Annotated in this window: 15 protein-coding genes and 1 tRNA gene; 7 read left to right on the top strand and 9 right to left on the bottom strand. The window is 66.8% G+C overall.

Annotated features, from left to right (window positions below; all coding sequences use genetic code 11):
- Window positions 1-62: 62 nt before the first annotated feature.
- The 3 genes from BUB09_RS10255 to BUB09_RS10245 are packed head-to-tail and all read right to left on the bottom strand — an operon-like array spanning window position 63 to window position 3,132.
- Window positions 63-947 (bottom strand): CpsD/CapB family tyrosine-protein kinase, encoded by an 885-nt coding sequence (locus BUB09_RS10255; RefSeq protein WP_175550168.1) that lies wholly within the window; start codon window positions 945-947, stop codon window positions 63-65.
- Window positions 944-2,395 carry a GumC family protein gene (locus BUB09_RS10250; protein ID WP_139250235.1) on the bottom strand — a complete coding sequence of 484 codons (1,452 nt, stop codon included), beginning with the start codon at window positions 2,393-2,395 and terminating at the stop codon, window positions 944-946. Before BUB09_RS10250 ends, BUB09_RS10255 begins: the two co-directional genes overlap by 4 nt.
- Window positions 2,392-3,132, bottom strand: coding sequence for an SLBB domain-containing protein (locus BUB09_RS10245; protein ID WP_175550167.1), 741 nt, complete (start codon window positions 3,130-3,132; stop codon window positions 2,392-2,394). The genes BUB09_RS10250 and BUB09_RS10245 overlap by 4 nt, the downstream gene beginning before the upstream one ends.
- 330 nt (window positions 3,133-3,462) lie before the next feature.
- On the opposite strand from BUB09_RS10245, the gene BUB09_RS10240 reads away from it, so the two are divergent.
- The 6 genes from BUB09_RS10240 to BUB09_RS10215 all read left to right on the top strand — a co-directional run bounded on the left by BUB09_RS10240 (window position 3,463) and on the right by BUB09_RS10215 (window position 11,004).
- Window positions 3,463-7,545, top strand: coding sequence for a non-ribosomal peptide synthetase (locus BUB09_RS10240; RefSeq protein WP_175550166.1), 4,083 nt, complete (start codon window positions 3,463-3,465; stop codon window positions 7,543-7,545).
- Between the two features lie 83 nt (window positions 7,546-7,628).
- Window positions 7,629-8,627 carry an AI-2E family transporter gene (locus BUB09_RS10235; RefSeq protein WP_175550165.1) on the top strand — a complete coding sequence of 333 codons (999 nt, stop codon included), beginning with the start codon at window positions 7,629-7,631 and terminating at the stop codon, window positions 8,625-8,627.
- Between the two features lie 168 nt (window positions 8,628-8,795).
- Window positions 8,796-9,512, top strand: coding sequence for a Crp/Fnr family transcriptional regulator (locus BUB09_RS10230; protein WP_072897270.1), 717 nt, complete (start codon window positions 8,796-8,798; stop codon window positions 9,510-9,512).
- Window positions 9,513-9,628: 116 nt separating this feature from the next.
- Complete coding sequence (locus tag BUB09_RS10225) at window positions 9,629-9,841, top strand: hypothetical protein (protein WP_072897268.1); 213 nt, start codon at window positions 9,629-9,631, stop codon at window positions 9,839-9,841.
- 570 nt (window positions 9,842-10,411) lie between these two features.
- The gene (locus BUB09_RS10220; RefSeq protein WP_072897266.1) at window positions 10,412-10,690 is read left to right on the top strand and encodes a type II toxin-antitoxin system RelE/ParE family toxin; all 279 of its coding nucleotides are present in this window, start codon (window positions 10,412-10,414) and stop codon (window positions 10,688-10,690) included.
- Between the two features lie 8 nt (window positions 10,691-10,698).
- Window positions 10,699-11,004: a HigA family addiction module antitoxin gene (locus BUB09_RS10215; RefSeq protein ID WP_072897264.1), complete on the top strand. Its 306-nt coding sequence runs from the start codon at window positions 10,699-10,701 to the stop codon at window positions 11,002-11,004.
- Between the two features lie 13 nt (window positions 11,005-11,017).
- Here BUB09_RS10215 and BUB09_RS10210 read toward each other — a convergent pair whose 3' ends face one another.
- Together BUB09_RS10210 and BUB09_RS10205 are read right to left on the bottom strand one after the other, a co-directional pair.
- Window positions 11,018-11,206 carry a hypothetical protein gene (locus BUB09_RS10210; RefSeq protein WP_072897262.1) on the bottom strand — a complete coding sequence of 63 codons (189 nt, stop codon included), beginning with the start codon at window positions 11,204-11,206 and terminating at the stop codon, window positions 11,018-11,020.
- Window positions 11,207-11,375: 169 nt separating this feature from the next.
- A tRNA-Met gene (locus tag BUB09_RS10205) sits at window positions 11,376-11,452 on the bottom strand.
- 103 nt (window positions 11,453-11,555) lie between these two features.
- On the opposite strand from BUB09_RS10205, the gene BUB09_RS10200 reads away from it, so the two are divergent.
- Window positions 11,556-12,455 carry an alpha/beta hydrolase gene (locus tag BUB09_RS10200; protein ID WP_072897260.1) on the top strand — a complete coding sequence of 300 codons (900 nt, stop codon included), beginning with the start codon at window positions 11,556-11,558 and terminating at the stop codon, window positions 12,453-12,455.
- A gap of 33 nt (window positions 12,456-12,488) precedes the next feature.
- Here the strand turns inward: BUB09_RS10200 and BUB09_RS17000 are convergent, their stop codons facing one another.
- Genes BUB09_RS17000 through BUB09_RS10185 form a run of 4 tightly spaced genes read right to left on the bottom strand, consistent with a single transcriptional unit; the run spans window position 12,489 to window position 18,290 of the window.
- Complete coding sequence (locus BUB09_RS17000; RefSeq protein ID WP_139250234.1) at window positions 12,489-14,270, bottom strand: hypothetical protein; 1,782 nt, start codon at window positions 14,268-14,270, stop codon at window positions 12,489-12,491.
- A complete protein-coding gene (locus BUB09_RS10195; protein WP_072897258.1) occupies window positions 14,267-16,384 on the bottom strand; it encodes a DUF4175 family protein in 2,118 nt (705 codons plus the stop codon). Before BUB09_RS10195 ends, BUB09_RS17000 begins: the two co-directional genes overlap by 4 nt.
- Window positions 16,381-17,415 (bottom strand): BatA domain-containing protein, encoded by a 1,035-nt coding sequence (locus tag BUB09_RS10190; protein WP_072897257.1) that lies wholly within the window; start codon window positions 17,413-17,415, stop codon window positions 16,381-16,383. Before BUB09_RS10190 ends, BUB09_RS10195 begins: the two co-directional genes overlap by 4 nt.
- Window positions 17,412-18,290, bottom strand: coding sequence for a DUF58 domain-containing protein (locus BUB09_RS10185; protein ID WP_072897255.1), 879 nt, complete (start codon window positions 18,288-18,290; stop codon window positions 17,412-17,414). Before BUB09_RS10185 ends, BUB09_RS10190 begins: the two co-directional genes overlap by 4 nt.
- Window positions 18,291-18,321 lie beyond the last annotated feature (31 nt).

The raw sequence follows: 18,321 nt of genomic DNA, 5'->3' as shown, positions 1-18,321 counted from the left end.
CCATCAGCGTGGACCAGTCCGACACCTGCATGCCGATCATCTTCAGGGCACGAGGCATCGGATCAAAAGCGGTTGATCACGGCACCCAGCAGCCGAGATTGCGTCGCAGCCAAGCGGCGCAGCATGTCCCGCGTATCGCGATACGACGTGTGGCCGGCACGGCTCAGCGACAGCACGCGCCCGATGATGGTCGCCACGGCCAGACCGTCCGCATAGCGACCTACGGCAGGCGTATCGACGATGACGAACTCGTAGCGCTCGCGCCACTGCCCTACCAGCGCTTCGAAAGTACGATCCGACAGCAGCTCCAGCGGGTTCGGTGGCAAAGGGCCGGCCGTCAGCAAGCTCAGCGACGGCAATCCAGCGATCGGCTGCATCGCAGGGGGCTGCCCGAGCGACAAGGCCTGGGACAGTCCGCGTGTATCGACGACGTCGAACAGCCGATGCTGGCGCGGATGACGAAGGTCGGCATCGACCAGCAGCGTCGGACGACCCAACTGAGCGAACGCGATCGCCAACTCTGCGGCCAGCTGCGAGCGGCCTTCAGCGGCGCACGGACTGAGCACGGCCATGATATTGGCTTGGTCGCGATGTTCGTGGCGCAGCAACAGTTCGGTACGCAGCGTCCGGATCTGCTCGCTGCGGCCGTCATGCGGGTCATGGCCTAGACGCAGGCTCGGGTCCGGCGTGGCGCGATGCTCTCGAGCCAGCGGCGTCGGAAGACGCTGAGTCGGCGAGTCGATATCCTCGCGTTGCAGATGTCCCAGATGCAGGCCCGCTTCGGCGAAGCTCATGTCCGCCATCGTCTGGAGTGCGACGATCGCCGTGACGACATCGTCGCAGAGCTTCAAGCGCTCGATCAGCTTCTGTCGGCACTCGATGTCCGACGCCGACTCGCCGTCGAGCATCGCTTCGATCCGGGCATGTAGCGGAGGGGCGTTGCTCATACCAGTGCTCCGACGTCGCCATGGGTGGATAGAGGGCCCAACTCGACCAGTACCGGAATACCCAGATCGCGTTCCATGTCGTCGCGACATCGAATCCGACGATGGAGCAACTCATAGATCAGCGGCAGCGCTACTCCCAGACCGACTGCGAGCAGCGCGCCGAGCATCAGCATCACGCGGATCTTCGGCTTGCTCGGCTTTGCCGGGGCGACCGCACGACTGACGAAATCGACGTTGCGATAGCCGCCGGCCGACGCGAACATCACTTGGTCGTAGCCGTCGAGCGCGCGCTTGTAGACCGACTGTGCCGACTCCAGCTCCAGCTGATACTTGGCGCCATCATCCTGCAGCTGACGAACACTAACGACGCTGGCGCGCTGCTGGTCGACCGCCGCCTGAAGCTTGGCTTCCAGCTCGGTGGCCGATATCAGTTCGGCGCGGGCGTTGCCCGAATAAGCGTCCAGCTCCGCGCCCAATGAGCGTCGCGATTGGGCCATTTGCGACTGCAGCTCCAACACTTGGGGATGGCGCGGCCCGAGCGTGGCGCGCAACTGCGCCATCTGTGCGCTCTGCAGTGCCAGCTGGGTTTTCAGTGACTGCACCATCGTCGATCCCAGCACTTGACTGCCAACCGCAGAATCAGATGCCGAGCGCGCCTGTGCCACGCGCTTCTGGTTCTGCGCGTCGAGCAGCCGTTGTTCGAGCGTGGACATCAGCTGCAGGTCGAGATCGTTCTTGGCATTGGAATCGATCAGCCCGCTGCGCTGGCGGTAGTCGGTCACCTGCTGCTGCGCGACGATCACCTTGTCCTTGAGGTCGGACAGTTGCTCGGTGTAGCGCTGCGCGCGTTCGCTGGCCGGGCCGGTCAGACGCGCGTATTGCTGCTCGGAGTAAACCTCGGCGACCGCGTTGGCAACCTGTGCCGCACGCTTCGGGTCGTCGGCGCGATAGTTCACATACAGCAATTGGCTGCCATACCGGCCCTGCTCGATGATCAGGTTCTTCTGCACGCGCGTTACCACCCAGTCGGCGAGTCCAGCGGATTCACCCGGGTAGCCAGCGCTGTACTGGCGGTCGTCAGCCAAACCTAAACGCGACACCACCGGCAACAGCACCTCGGAGCCATGCGCCAGTTCCACTTGCGTGGCCATGTAGCTGCTCAGCAAGCCGATCGGAAACTCATGCCCGCCAAGCGGATCGTTGACTTCGAAGTTGACCATCAACGTCGCCGTCGCTTGATAACTACGAGGCCAGATCCAGCAGGCGATCGCGACCAGCACCATCACGCCGGCGGCGATCAGCAAGCTGTAGGCCCGATACGACCACAGGATCGCGGCCAACTGCGACAGTGACAGCCCGGGTAGGGTCTCGTCCTGCGGCATCAGCGGCGTGGCATGCGCCATCGCTCCATGGGCTGCCAAAACCGGAAGATCGCGTGCGTAGCTCAAAAGATGCGCTCCTTGATACGGATGACATCGTTGGGCAACACGATCTCGCTGAGTTCGGCACTGCGTACCTGGTAGCTGCCGTCCGCGTTGCGGCGTCGAATCTCGATACGGCTGCTGCTGCCGCGAGCGGTGATTCCGCCGCCACGGGAGATGGCCTGGACCACGGTCATACCGGCGCGCAGTCGATACATGTTCGGCGCCTGGACTTCGCCGTTGATGTAGAACTGATCGGCCTCGGGCACGAAGATCGAGTCACCACCGCGCAGCATCGGCATCGACGCCGGAACGCTGCCGTGGCTCAACCCATTGAGGTCAACTGTGGTGCGCACCACTTTGCCGCTGGCATCGGGGCGCAGTATCGCGACGACATCGCCGCCGCTGTCAGTAATGCCGCCAGCCTGAGCCAAGGCGTCAAGCAACGTGGTCCGCGACTCGACGACGAAGCGGCCCGGCGAGCGCACGGCACCGAGTACCGACACCTGCTGGCTGCGGAACTGAACCAGCAGGATCGTGACCTGCGGATTGACCAGATAGTCCCCTTTGCGAAACGCGGTAGCGACGCGCTGGCCCGCCTGCGACGGCGACAGCCCGGCCACCGCGACGTCACCGGCTAGAGGCACCGGGATCGTGCCGTCGTCGCTGACGTAGGTCGTCGTCGCCAGTTCCGGACGGCCATACACCTGCACGCTGACGGCATCACCGACACCGAGCGTCAGCAGCGGCGTCGAGACGGGCATATCGACGGCCAAGGCGTCGCCGCATAGCAGCCATAACAGGCCACAGCCTGCAGCGGTCCAGCCGGTCACGGGCCGCTGCGATCGGGGCTCGGTCGATGAACAAGACACACTGGTGTGATCGGGCATGTGTCGCGGCTTCTCGGGTCGGTGCTTCGGGTGCGGATGACGGACAACCGCTACGGACGCCCGACACCACTGCAACAGGCCGGGCTGGGTCCATTAACGGAGATGCGTCGCAGCGGCGTCTGTTCGATTGCGCACCGACGTCCATTTGCGGGCGCTCTAGCGTCAGGCTCTGCCCATCGTGGGCAACCTGCCGGAGCCATCAACGTGCTGTCGTCTCGCCTGACGAGTAACCACGGTCGCAACACGGCGGCCGCATTCCCAACCGATCCATCACGGGCGACCGAGCCTCAAACAGCCTGTACCGTGGAGCAGCAGCGACTATGGTTGCTCGACCGCATCGAACCCGGTAACGCTGCGTTGAACTTGAGCGCGCTCTGGCGTGTTGTCGGCGGCTTGCCGAACGCGCACCTGCAGCGGGCGTTCGAGTTGATCATCGAGCGCCACGCGCCGCTGCGCTGTCGCTTCGTCGAAGACGATGGAATGCCGGTTGCGGTGCTGATGCCGCCGTCGACATTCCACGTGCCCGAACTGGACCTGAGCGGGTTGAACGACGACGACGCCGAAACCGAATTGCAGCGCATCGCCCAGATCGACGCGCGCACGTCGTTCGACTTGAGCGTGGCACCGTTGATCCGGGTCACGCAGCTGCGGATGCCACAATCGGCATCGATCGTTATGCTGACCGTTCACCAGTTGGTCTGCGATCGCCGTTCGTTGGGGCTGCTGGCCACTGAACTGCACTCGGTGTGTCTTTCGCTGAGCCAGCGGCAGGCACCGTGTCTGCCGCTGCTGCACCGGAGTTATCTCGACGCTAGCGTCGAAGGCTTGACCAGCGACGACGAAGGCCTGCTCGGACGCGACGAAGCCTACTGGCTACGCAAGCTTGAGGGCTTTACGCGCTGCGAGCTGCGCAGCGACCACCCACGTGCCGCTGTCCAGTCGACCCGTCACGGACTGCGTCGCCTGATGCTCGACCTCGACCAAGCACAGACCTTGCGCGCCTGCTCGCAGACGTGGAACTGCGGGCTGTATGCCAGCGCACTCAGCAGCCTGCTGGTGTTGCTGCATCGTCACACCGGCGATACCGACATCACCATCGCCACTGAATACGCAGGCCGGCCGGTTGCCGAACTGTCCGATCTGATCGGCGCGTTTGCGCGACCCTTGCTACTGCGCGTCGACCTCGACGGCGACCCGGACTTCTTCTGCCTGCTGCAACGGGTCAGCGAGCAACTCGGCGACGGCCTGCGTCATGCGAGCACGCGTATCGACCGGCTGACCGAGCGCCTGCAACCGCAGCGCGACCCAAGTCGCAATACGCTCTATTCAATCCGCTTTCACCTCGACCGATTGGTGCCCGATGCGCTGCAGTCGACCGAGTTGTTGCTGGAGTCGTTACCGGCCTGTACCGGCGGCACGTTCGACGATCTGGACTTTTCGCTGATCGAATATGCATCGGGCTGGCAGTTACGCTGTCAGTACAACGCCGAGCTGTACGACGCGCACCGTATCGAAGCGCTGCTTGCGCATTGGCAGCGCGTGCTGCACGCGGTCTGCGAGGACTCGACACTACCCTTGTCGAAGATCCCGATGCAGTCGTCGGCCGAGCGCCACGCACTGCTGCTGCAAGCCGATGCGGGTCCGACGCTGTATCCGTCGCATATGACCGTGCTCCAGCTGATTGATCTACAAACACAGCGTCGCGCGCAGGCCACAGCCGTAAGCTGCGATGGCCACAGCCTGACGTATGCAGAACTCTCCGCCGCTGCCAACCGCCTCGCCAACGAGTTGCGCGCGCGCGGCATCGGCCGTGGCAGCCGCGTCGGTGTCTGCATCGAGCGCTCGACAGATCTGCTGATCGCGCTGCTCGGCGTGATGAAGGCCGGCGGCGCCTATGTACCACTCGATCCGGCATACCCGGCCGAACGACTGGCGCAGATCATCGAAGACGCGGGCCCGATGGCGGTGCTGACCCAGCAGCATTTACGCGCCCGTGTACCGGTCGCGGATGCCGCACTGATCTTGGTGGACGCTGCAGCCAGCGGTTTTGCGCTGCGCGATACCGCGCTGCTGCACCGGATGCCCGACGCCAACGATGTGGCCTACGTGATCTTTACGTCCGGCTCCACCGGACGGCCGAAGGGCGTGCAGATTCAGCATCGGGCGCTATGCAACCTGCTGTGCGCGATGCGCGATCAGCCCGGCGTGGGATTCGACGATCGCTGGCTGGCAGTGACCACGGTGTCCTTCGACATTGCCACGATGGAGCTGCTGCTGCCGTTGACGGTCGGCGCGCTGTTGATCATCGCCCGCGAAACAGACACCGCCGACGGTCTGGCGCTATCGCAGTTGCTGACGCAGGAACGAGTGACGGTGATGCAGGCCACGCCGGTGACCTGGCAGCTGTTGCTGGCAGCCGGCTGGCAGCCCAGCGCGGAACTGAAGATGTTGTGCGGCGGCGAAGCACTGCCCCGGCCGCTGGCCGATCGTCTGCTGGCCAACGGCGGTGAACTGTGGAACTTGTACGGTCCGACCGAAACCACGATCTGGTCGTCGGCGCTGCGCGTCCGCGCCGGTACCGGACCGGTACCACTGGGACCACCGATTGCCAACACGCAGTTCTACGTGCTCGACGCCAACGGACAACTGGCGCCGCAAGGCGCACCCGGCGAGCTATACATCGGTGGCGATGGCTTGGCCTTGGGATACTTGAACCGACCCGGCCTGACCCGTGAGCGCTTCGTCGGCGACCGGCTCGGGCTGGAACCCCGCCGACGGCTGTATCGAACCGGCGACTGCGTGCGCCGTCGCGCCGACGGTACGCTCGACTTTCTCGGGCGCAACGACCAGCAGATCAAGCTGCGCGGGTTTCGTATCGAGCTGGGCGAAATTGAAGCCGCACTGCGCCTTTCGCCGCACGTGGTCGAGTGCGTGGTCGTGGTCGACAACGGCAACCCCGACGTTGCGGCACTGCGCGCCTATCTGGTGATGACGACCGGTATGCCCGCATCGGCCGCCGGTTTTGCCGCATCGGTGCGCGACCAACTGCGCCCGCTGCTGCCCGCATACATGATTCCGAGCACGATCGTTGCGCTGCAGCGACTGCCGCGGATGCCCAACGGCAAGATCGATCGTCAAGCGCTGCCAATGCCAACGACCGAGCCCACCGCTCCCGCGCGAGCAGCGACAGTCGAGGAACCGGTCTGCGAGCGACAGCAACAACGCCTGTCGATGGTGTGGAGTGCGGTGCTGCAGGCTCCGGTCAGCGACATACACGCCAACTTCTTCGAGATCGGCGGTCACTCCTTGCTGGCCGTGCGGCTGATCGCGCGGATCGAGGCCGAATTCGGCCGACGGCTGAGCCTGACCGCAGTGTTCCAGCACCCGACGATCGCGGCACAACTGCTGTTGCTCGGCGAGCAAGACCCGCGAGCCTACGACTTCCGTCAGGTGCTCAAGCTGCAAGCCAACGGCTCGCGAGCACCGCTGATCGCGATCAACAACACGGGCATCTACTACGCCTTATCCAAGCATCTGGGCCGCGATCAGCCGTTCATCTCGTTGCAGCTGTTTGACCCGACACTGCCAGCCGCGTCGTTGCCACAGTCGCTGGAAGAGATCGCCAGCGGCTATGTGCAGTTGATCGGTCGCGTGCAGAGCGAAGGGCCCTATGCGCTGCTTGGCTGGTGCGTCGCGGGCACGCTGGCGTTCGAAATCGCGCGTCAGTTGGTGGCCGCAGGCCATAGCGTGGTGCAACTCAGTCTGTTCGATACGCTGGCGCCAGGACATCTGCATGGTTTGCCGTGGCATCGGGTGTGGCTGGCCGAATACGCGTATCGGTATCAGTTGATCCGCGCCGACTGGCGGCGCGTACGCGGTCAGCCGCTGGCGATACGGCGGTTTCTGGCGCAGCGGGTCGTGGTCAAGCAGCTGGCGCAACTCTGGCGCGGGCGTGCCGCGCGGCGAGCGCCATCGGCCTTGTCGGCCCATGGTAGGGTGCTGAGCCCAGAGCAGTACGATCAATGGCTGCTGAACTATCTGCAGGCGCACGCGGATCGCTATCAGCCGAAGCCTTACGCCGGCTCAATCACGCTCTATCGCAGCGCAAGCGAGCCGGCCGGCCGCTTTCTGGACCCGGCGATGGGCTGGGGCCGCCACGCACGGGATGGCGTCGAGGTGGTGGCAATGGACGGTGATCATTTCGGCGTGTTCCAGGAGCCCGGCGTGTCGCGGCTGGCCGAACGCATTGCAGCTGATCTGGATGCGCGCATGCCGTCGGCCCACTGATGCCGACGCGCTGGCGCGCGGAGTCGGCCGCGTCGAATGCATCCGATCACCCCGACCGACGTCCAGCGCAGGGGGTGGTGCTGATGCTGATGACCGCCATTGGCGTCGCGCTGTGCTACGCGATGACAGCGCCGTTCCTGGCGCCGCTGGCATTGGCGCTGGCACTGGCGGTGCTATTCGCACCGCTGCAAGCACGACTGGAACGAAGACTCGGCGGGCCGGGCGTTGCAGCGCTGCTCGCTGTGGCATTGATCGCCATCATCGTCGTGGTGCCGGTTACGTTCGTCACACAGAATCTGATTACCCAGTTTGCGCGCGGCGCGGCGCTGATCGAAGCGCGCATCGACTCAGGTCAATGGCAGCGTTCCATCGAAGGCCAGCCCAGGCTGATGGCGCTGGCTGCGCGGATTCAGCAGCACGTCGATCTGCCTGGAGCCAGCCGCGCGCTGACCACGTGGATCGGCGCATCGGCAGGGCCGTTGGTCCGTAGCTCAGCCCTTCAGCTCATCGGCTTCTGCCTGACGTTCTATCTGCTGTTCTTTTTCCTGAGGGACCGGCGACAAGTGCTGCTGTCGCTGCGACGGCTCGCGCCGTTGAGCGGTGTCGAAATGACCCGCCTGTTCGACCGCGTCGATGACACGATCCACGCGACGGTCTACGGCACGCTAGCGGTTTCAGCGGCGCAAGGCCTGCTCGGCGGCCTGATGTTTTGGTGGCTGGGCTTGCCGGCGCCGCTGCTGTGGGGCGTGGTCATGGGCTTGCTGGCCATCGTGCCGGTGCTTGGCGCCTTTGTCGTGTGGCTGCCGGCCGTGGCATTCCTGATCGTCGACGACCAACTCGGCAAGGCCGCAATCTTGGCGTTGTGGGGGATGCTGGTCGTCGGTACCGTCGACAATCTGCTGCGTCCGCTGCTGGTCGGACGGCGGCTGCATTTGCACACGGTGCTCGCCTTCATCTCGCTGGTCGGCGGGCTGATGCTGTTCGGCCCGTCGGGGCTGATCCTGGGGCCGGTGGTGCTGAGCGTGACCTGCGTGCTGCTGGAAACCTGGGTACAGCGCAACGCCGACCGGCGCGGCGACTGAACGCCCTGGCTCCGTCCGAACAACGGCCGACGCTAGCGGCCTGCAGCAAGCGGCGCAGCGCACCGACGCCGCAGTCGCCAATAGCGTAGTCATGTGGTGCGACGTCGCGCTCACACCGTATTCACGGTGCTGCGCAAGTCGGCATCGCCACCATCAGGATACCCACGGATGAGCACCCCGCATTTGCCTCACAACTACTTGCTGTCCCATCTGCCGGATGCCGACTATCGACGTCTGTCGGCATCGATGGAACGAGTCGACATGACGTTGTCGGACATCGTCTACGAGACGGGGGTCGATCTGAAATACGCCTACTTCCCTGTCGATTGCATCGTATCGCTGCTCAGCGTGATGGAAGACGGTGATTCGGCCGAGATCGCGATCGTCGGCAACGAAGGCGTCATCGGCATTTCGCAGCTGATGGGCGCCGGCTCGACGATCAGCCGCGCGATCGTGCAGTGCAAAGGCACTGCATTGCGAATGCCGCTAGAGACCTTGAACGATGAGTTCAAGCGTGGCGGCGCGATGCAGGCGCTGCTGCTGCGCTACGCACAGGCGCTGATGGCGCAGATCACGCAGACCGCCGCCTGCAATCTGCATCACAGCGTCGAGCAGCAGCTCAGCCGCTGGCTGCTGCTGAGCCTGGATCGATTGCCGGTCACCCAAATGATGATGACCGACGGGCTGATCGCCAACATGCTCGGCGTCCGCCGTGCCGGCACCACCGATGCCGTCGGCAAACTGACCGACGCCGGTTTGATCCGCTATCAAGACGGCTGCATCTCGGTGCTCGACCGCGCGGGACTCGAACGCCTCTCCTGCGAGTGCTACGCCGTTGTCAGGAAAGAGTTCGACCGGCTGCTGCCCGGGTACGGGATGCCTTGAAGCAGGCGGCACCACGGCCCGGCGCGATGGTGCGCTGGCGTACCGACGTATGGGCCAGGCGATCCGAGACTGCGAATTCCGCTCACGCTGCAAGAGACACCCACGGACGGTCCGCGATGAACGACTCCACCGACGACGACACGATGCAGTTGCTCAACGACGCCGCCGCGTCCAGCGATCCCGACATCGCCGGCTGCGCGCGCCAAGGGCTGCAGACTCTGCGGGCCCACTACGGACCCACCATCGGCACCGCGCAGTCGATGCCAACGCGATCGGCCGCTATGGTGTGTAACAACGAGCCGCTGCGCGCCGATCGGACACCGCGGTAGGCCTGCGTAGAAGATCCGCGCCCGTCCATAGGCACCGCCATGCGGCCTGCCGGATTGTCACCATCACGGGCACCGTGGGTGTTCTCGGGCCCGGCGGTTCTTCGACTCGGCGACCATCACGACAGCGATGGTCGCCGGCAATCGAGGCCGCTCCGCGACCTGCGAGGCGACCAGCGGCCGCGTTGACGGCGATCCCACAAGATGACGGCCGCACAACACCAAGAGCCGCTGAGTCAGCGGCTGTTTCTTTTGGGCCCTACGGGTTGCCGATGATCGGTCGGGCGCGGCAGCTTCGACATGCCGTTCACCACGAACTGCCGCCACGCATGGTTGGCGGAAATAGTGGTGGTGATGAGTGGAATCGAACCACCGACCTCAGCGTTATGCGGGCGAGTTACCAGGCGTTTTTAGTCTTAATTCGTCAACTACTTGTGGTGCTTGCTCCGCTCGAGCGCACCAGATTTGTACCGCTTGTTGACGGGTCACAGCCGTTTCACCACGGTGCATTCTGGGTACAGACAGGCACGTGCTAACGCTTGCCGTTAGTAACGAGAGACGATACTGTTTTACATGATCAAGTCTTTCCGCTGCTCGGACACCGAGAAGCTGTTTGGCGGTAAGCGCGTCCGGCGCCTCGTCAACGTCGAGGTCGTCGCCATGCGCAAGCTGGCCATGCTCAACGCGGCCACGCGGCTCGATGACTTGAGAATTCCGCCCGCGAACCGATTGGATGCCTTGAAGGGCAATCGCAAAGGGCAACACAGCATTCGTATCAACGATCAGTGGCGGGTGTGCTTCGTTTGGACCGACACCGGACCGGATGCCGTCGAGATCGTGGACTATCACTGAGAACCGCCATGCGCCAAGTCTCTTATCCAAAGCCCGGCGAAATTCTGCTGGAGGAATTTCTGAAGCCGATGGGCATCACGCAGTATCGGCTGGCGAAGGAAATCGGGGTGCCACAGCGGCGCATCGGCGAGATCGTCGCAGGCGCGCGCGCGATCACGGCGGATACCGGCCTGCGGCTGGCAAAGTTCTTCGGAACGTCTGAAGGGTTTTGGATCACGCTGCAGTCTGACTACGAGCGGGAGATGGCGAAGGATCAGCTAGCGGGTGTACTGGCTGAGATCCGGCCGTGGTCAGAGGTGAACAAAGCGGCTTGAGCCGTAGTCCGACTCATGAGGGCGGGTCGAATCGGCCATGGTCCGCACGAACGGCCTGCAGCCCGTCGGCCGCCGCGGTCTGCGTGGAAAATGATGTTGAATGGAGCTTGCCGCTAATGGTGATCCGGACGCGGAAGAGGCCATTCGATCCGCGCTGATCGATGCTGCCGTGCGCCTTGTTGCCCGCCTTGTTTCGCGCCATGGCTTGTAGCTCGATTTAGAGCTACAGCGGTATCCCAAGGTTTCGGGCCCTGATCGTCCGGGCCGGAACCACCGGGAACGTCACCAGAACCGCGGCGAAGGCCGCGAATAGGTCCTGAAACGTCGAGAAACCTCACAGGACTATCTGGGAAACGTCGACAGAATCGAATTGGTGGTGATGAGTGGAATCGAACCACCGACCTCAGCATTATGAGTGCCGCGCTCTAACCGTCTGAGCTACATCACCGAACCGGTCCCACTGGCGTGGGGCGCGCATGATAGTCGAACGGGCGGCGGGGTTAAAGCCCGGCGCCGGCACAATTCCAAAAACAGTTTCGAGGGGAACGACAGTGAGCGAGCAGCGAACCACGGTGCGGTTTGTTTCGGGGTCGGACGAGTGCGAGGCCTGGCTGTACACACCGGCCGGCTCGGCCGGCGGTGCGCCGCGGCCGGCCGTCGTGCTCGGTCACGGCCTGGGCGCGGTCAAGGAAATGGGCCTGGACGCCTACGCCGAGCGCTTCGCGGCAGCCGGCTACGTGGTGCTGGTGTTCGACTACCGCCACTTCGGCAACAGCGGCGGCGAACCGCGCCAGCTGCTCGACCCGGACCGTCAGCTGGCCGACTGGGCGGCGGCGCTGGCCTATGTGCGCGCGCTGCCGGGCGTGGATGCTGACCGGGTCGCGATCTTCGGCAGCTCGTTCGGCGGCGGGCATGTGATCACCGTTGCCGCGCGCGACCCGCGCGTCGCCGCGGCGATCTCGCAGTGCCCGTTTACTGACGGCATCGCGTCGGCGATGACGCTGGGCGTGCCGGCGAGCTTGCGGCTGTCGGTGCTGGCCCTGCGCGACGCGGCGGCGGCGCTGCTCGGCAAGCCGCCGGTGCTGGTGCCGCTGGCCGCGGCACCGGGCGGTACGGCCTTGATGAACGCAGCCGATGCGCTGCCCGGCTATTACGCGCTGGTGCCCAAGGGCATGCACCATCCGTCGGAGGTGCCGGCGCGGATCGGCCTGCGGATTCCGCGGATGGCGCCGGGCCGCGATGCGGCGCGGGTGCGCTGCCCGATCCTGTTCGCAGTCTGCGACCAGGACTCGGTGGCCCCGGCCGGGCCGACGCTGCGTTATGCAGCCAAAGCGCCGCGCGGCGAAGTGGCTCGCTATCCGATCGGGCACTTCGATATCTATCTGGGCGCTGCGTTCGAGCGCGCGATCGCCGATCAGCTGGCCTTCTTGAAGCGGCACGTGCCGGTCTGATCGCCGCGCGGCCGGGGCCGCAGCGGCCGGCGATCAGCCGGCCTGCAGGTCGCGCCGCTCGCGCCACCACAGCAGCGCCGTCAGCAACAGCCAGGTCGCTGCAAACGGCCATCGCGGCAGCGGCAGCTTGATCGGCGCCTCGGCCGGCGCGTCGGCGCCCGCGCTGGGACCCGGGTCGCCCTCGCCTGCCGCCAGAGCGCGCGTCGCTTCTGCATCGCGCGCGGCGCGCAGGCCACGCCCGTCGTCGGCGGCCAGCACAGGAAACGGCCAGTCGCGGCCGCCAAGCTTCAACGCATACCAACCCGGCTGCGCCGGCCACAGCGCGGCGCAGCCCTGGACGATCAGCAGCGGCAGCGGCTGACGCTGCGGGTCAAGCAGCAGCGCGTCCTCGGGCAGATCGCACAGCTGGCTGCGCTCATCGACCCAGGCCCGCATCGGCAGCGGCGGCGGCGTCGGCTGGACTTGTGGCCGCGCCAGCGTGGCAACGGCATCGGACCACAGCGCCGCGTAATGCCCGCCCTCGCCTTGCAAGCCCAGCCGGTAGCTGTCGATCAGCAGCCAGGCGCCGATGCGACCGGCGCCGCGCGCGGTCCACGCGGCCAGCGTCTCCCCCGCATCGCTACGCAGCCACGCCGACGCACCGTCAGCCAGTGACGCCGGCGCTGCAGTCAGCGGCAGCGGCTCGCGCAAGCCGAGCGTCTGGTCGAGCGCCACGCTGCGCAGCTGCGGCTGCGGCTCCAGCGGCAGGCCCAGCGCGCGCCATTGCGCGGCGACCCCGTCGTCGACCGCGCCGGTCACGCGCAGCAGCAGGCCCATGCCCTGCTCGACTGCGGTCAGCACGCTGGCCTGCTCGTCGCTGCTCAGCTGCGCCCAGCTACGCTCGTCGAGCAGCAGCAGGTCGGTGCCGGCCAGCGTGGCCGCGTCGAGCGCGGCGTCGCCGTCGCGCAGCGCGATCTGATCCGACAAGCCGACCGTTGCACCGACCGTTGCGCCGGCATCGCGCGCCCAGCGCCGCCAGTACTTCTGATCCGGATCGGGGCCGGCCGCACGGATACGCAGCGTTAATGCGGCGCCCGACTCGATCACCACCGCCACGCTGACGCGATCGACGACGGTCTGCTCGGAATCGGCCGCCTGCAGCATGAACGTCGCCAGTCCGGGCGCGCGGGCGGCGGTCGACACGACAAAGCCGCCATCAGCCGCCGGTGTGGCACGGTCGACGATCTGCCCCGCCGGATCGCGCAGCAGCACCTGGCGGACGCCCGGCGCGACACGGCCACGCAGCCTCCATTGCGTGCCGGCGCGCGCCCGCGGTGCGGCGTCCAAGGCCGTGATGCCGAACGGCGGTGCGGCGTCGAAATGCAGCGAGCGCCCGCGCGTGGCGTCGAGATCGCGCGGCGGCAGGCCGGCGCCGACCACGTCGATGCGCTGTGCGCTGCGATGCCGGCGCAGCGCCGTGGCCAGGTCCGGCGCGTACTCGGCGCCAGACGGCAAGCCCACCCGCTCGCTGCCCGGCAGCACGATCAGCGACTGCGTGCGCGGCAGCGCGTCGAGCTGTGCGTCGCTGGCGCCGGGCGTCAGCACGGTGATCGCATCCATCCGCAGCGTGCTCAGCGGCGGCGCCAGCATCAGCGCGAAGGCCAGCGCAGCGCCCAACTGCAACGCCGCCGACAGCGCGCGGCTCGCGCCGCTGTGCGTGCGCTGCATCGCCGTGCGTAGCATCGCGTACAGCGATGCAACGGCAACCAAGGCCAGCGCCGCGATCGTCAGCGGCGTCATAGCGGGCATCGTGATGGCGCTGATCAGGCTGCTCATCGCGCGGCCCCCGGCAACGGCGCGGATGCGGCAGCCGGCAGCGCTTGCAGATACGTGGCCGCGCGCGCGTCCGGCGCCGCGCGCGGCTGCAGCGCGGTGCCGGCGGGCGGCAGCAGCGGCCACAGCTGCGCGGCCAGCGCGTCACGGCAATCGCGGCAGCGGGGATCGCGGCCGACGCGCTCGACGTCGCGCAGCAGCGTCAGCCGGTCGGGCACCGCGTTAGCGTGGTCGCGAACCCAGGCCTTGATCGCGTCGATGTCGGGCGTCGCGCCCTGCTGCAGCGCCTGCCAGGCGCGCGCGGGCTCCGACAGGCTCGTCGCAAGCGGCGATGGCGGCGGCGGGTCGACCAAGCCCGCGCGCTCGCCCGTCAGACGCCGCGTCTCGTCCACCGGCGGCAAGTCCTGGCCGACGCGCGCCAGATAGATTCGCGTCGATTGCTGCACCTGCTTGATCGCGTCGAGCGCGCGCAACTCATGCGGCAGCGCGGCTTCCGGTTGCGCGGTGCGCAACTGCCCTTCGGCACTCCACATCTCGCCGAGCGCGGCGCGCAGCAGCGTCCGCGTTGCATCGTCGAGCAGCGTCGCCGCTTCTTCGATGTCGTGCGTGTGGCCGAATTCGTGCAGCACTGCATCACTGGAGCCGGGTGGTGGCTCATCGGGCGCAGCATCCTCATCGTGGTGCTCGCTGTCGCCCGGTGCCGCGGGCTCATCCCCTTCGGCTTCTTCGCCAAGGAACTGGCCGTAGCGCAGCCGTAGCAAGCGCTGATCGACGCCGATCGCGCTGGCGCGTTGTTCAAACTCGTCGGCGTCGAGTTGCCCGCGCGCGGCGATCAGCGCCTCGGTGTCGATGATGATCTGCCGTTGACTGCGAAAGTAAGCCGGCATCGTCTTCTTGACCAAGCCGTCCATGCCGGCGCTGTCGCTGCTCGGCTCTGGCGGCCAGCGCAGGATGAAGCTGGCGCTGCGCGCGCGGTTGGGCTCGGGCTCGCGACGGTCGCTGACGCTGAGCCGCACGATCAAGTCATCGCCTTGGGCAAAGCCAAGCGCGGCGAGGTCGAGCGTGCGCTGGTAGCGGCGCTCGCGCGCGTTGCCGTCGCCCATGATCGCCTCGTTGCGCTGCGTCACTTCGATGCTCTCGCCCGATCCCTGCGCGAGTGCGATCGACAGCTCCGCATCGCCCAAACCGTAGTCGTCACGCGCCTCGAAGCTCAGCTGCCACTGCGGCTGCGCCGCGTCGATCACGCTCAGTGTCCGCTCCGGCGCGCGCACGGTGATATCGGGCGCGCGATCGACGATCACGTCGAGCCGATAACTCAGGTCGTCGGTGTCCGCTCCGGGGGCCTCGATCCGGTACAGCATCGCCGCTTCGACGGTTCGCGTTGCGTTCCAACGGCCACCGCTGCGCGTCAGCGGGACACGGCCGCCGTCGTCGAACACCAGCGCCGCCGATGCCGGCTCGCGCGCAAACGCGAGGCTCCATTGCACTTGGCTGCGTTCGGGTACGCGCAAATCGAGTGTGCGCTCGCGACGCGGGTCAAGCCCGGTATAAGCCGGTGGTTGCACGGTGATCCGCGCGTCGATGCCGCCCACCGTCGCGATTGCGGCCGCCGATGACGACGACGTGCGTTCGCACGCTGACCACAGCGCAGACCAATACGGCAGGCTCAGCGACAGCGCGGTCAGCAGCAGCGCGATGCTGGTTGCCATCAGCAGCCGCCGACGCGGCCACGGTGGCGCCAGCGACGGCAGCGGCTGCGAGCTAAGCCGCTGCACAACGCGGTGCGCCTGCAAGCGACGCAGCGTCGGGCCGTCGTCGGGGTCGTCGTCGGCATCCCAGACCAGCTCGGCGCTGTCGTCGAGATCGGGCCGCAACGCGTTCAAGCGCCGCGTCAGCCAGCGCCGGTCGTAGTGCCGCAAGCGCCAAACGCAGCCAGCCAGCAGCGTCAGCGCGCCGGCGGCAAGCCACACGATCGCAATCACGTGATGCAGTCGCCACGCCATCAGCGTGCTGGCGATCAGCAGCGGCAGCCACTGCCGCAGCCAGCTGGCGACGACGCGCCAACGCACACGGCGCAGCGCGCGATTCAGTTCGGCTTGCAGCGGTGCGGAACTCATCGGCGTGACAGGCCAGCCGCCAGCGCGCGTTCGGCAGCGAACAGCGCGGCAGCGATCAGCAGCAGAAAGGGATCGAGCGGATCACCGGGTGCGCGGCCGGCGCGCGCGCCATTCAGCGGCGCCACACTGGCGGCGTAGGCCGGCAATGCGAGATCCGGCAACAACACAGCGCCAAGCCGCGACGGCAATGTGGCATCGCGCAGCGCCGCATCACGCGACGCGTCGAACGTCCCCGGCCAGCGCCACCAGCGGCCCGAACCGAGCCGCTGCACAGCGTCGGCGGCATCGGCGCTCAGTGCCGTACCGGTCGCATCGTCCGGTACAGCGACTAGGGCGCGGCCGCTGCGTCGCAGCCAGCCGAGTTTGGCTGCATCGAGCTCGCCACCGAGTTGGAACAGCAGATCGTTATCGGATGCGATCGGCGCGCTAAGGTCCGCGACGTCGACAACGATGGCGCGACCCGCACTGCGCCAGGCGTCGATGACCGCTTGCGCCGTGGCGCGCTGTGCCTCGTCGTCGCTGCGCACGGCGACGCGCAGCGCTGCGGCGGGTGCGGCAGCGCCGCCACCGGCTTGGATCTGCCAGCTGACATCGCGGCTCAGCCGCAGCCGCTCGGCATCCAGACCGTCGAGCACTTCAGGCACCTGAACCGTCAGCGCCGTTCCCGGTGACAGCTCGGCGTCGATCTGTCGCAGCGCGCTGGCCGGCTCGCGAGGATCGAGCGAGGGCGTCGCGGCATCGGCTGCCGCGCCGGGCCAAGCCACGGTCATGGCCGGCGTCGGCTCGGCATCGCGATACCAGACCAGCTGCGACAACAGCAATGCAATAACGGCGATCAGCAACAGCCGCAATACCAGCAGCAGCCAGTGGCGCAGACGCAAGCGTTCGCGCGGGCGCGCCGGCTCGAGCAAATAGCGCCAGGCCGCAAACGGCAGCACGCGGTCTTCGGGCCGGCGCAACAAATGAATCACCAGCGGCACCAGCATCGCCGCCAGCGCAGCGAGCCCCAGCGGCGCCAGCAGGCCGATCATGCCGACACCGCCAGCGCCCGCTTCAACAACGCATCGATTGGCTCGTCGAGCACGTGTTCGTGCAGCGGCACGCCAGCGCGAGCGAGTCGCTGGCGCAACTCCAGCCGGGCGGCGCCAAAGCGCTGCAGAAAGCCGCTACGCGCGGCTTGTGCATCGACACGACGCGACAGCGCCGGCTGCTCGGGATCGCAGAATCGGGGGCTGCCGTCGATCGCGAAGTCACGCTCATCGACAGTCAGCAGCCGCAGATAGACCAGATCACGATTCGCTGCCGACAGCTGCGCGGCAAGCTGCAGGACACCGTCGTCGAAGCCGTCGGACAGCAACACGACGCGCTGCGGCGCCGCGATCTTTTCCCAGACCGGACGCAACGTGGCGGCTGCCGGAAACACGCCGCGCGGCTCGATCCGGCGCAGTGCAAAGTCGATCCGGTCGCGCTGGCGTCGACCGCCGCCGGCATCGATCACCTGCAATCCGTCGCCGCCGGCCACGATCAAGCCGATACGATCGTTCTGCCGTAGCGCCAGCTCGGCGATACACGCGGCGATGGTCCTCGCCACGCTGATGCGGCTGCGCTCGGGCGTGGCGGCATCGGACTGTGCCATCGATGCGCTTGCATCGATCAACACCCAGACCGTCAGCGGGCTGTCGCGCTCGGCCTCGCGAACGAAGAAGCGGTCGGATCGTGCGTAGAGCTTCCAGTCGACGCGGCGCGGCTCATCGCCGGGTTCGTAGCCCCGATACTGCGCGAACTCCAGGCCTGCGCCGCGCGCGCGGCTGCTATGCGCGCCGATGCCATGGCCGGTCGCCAGCCGCGCCGACAGCCGCACGCTCGCCAGGCGCGCGATCAGATCAGCTGGAATCAGCGGCGTCATGCGCAGCTCGGACCGTTATGAATCGGCGCGC

The organism is Hydrocarboniphaga daqingensis (assembly GCF_900129825.1).
GTDB lineage: Bacteria > Pseudomonadota > Gammaproteobacteria > Nevskiales > Nevskiaceae > Hydrocarboniphaga > Hydrocarboniphaga daqingensis.
This window is presented reverse-complemented; position numbering and strand designations above follow the sequence as displayed.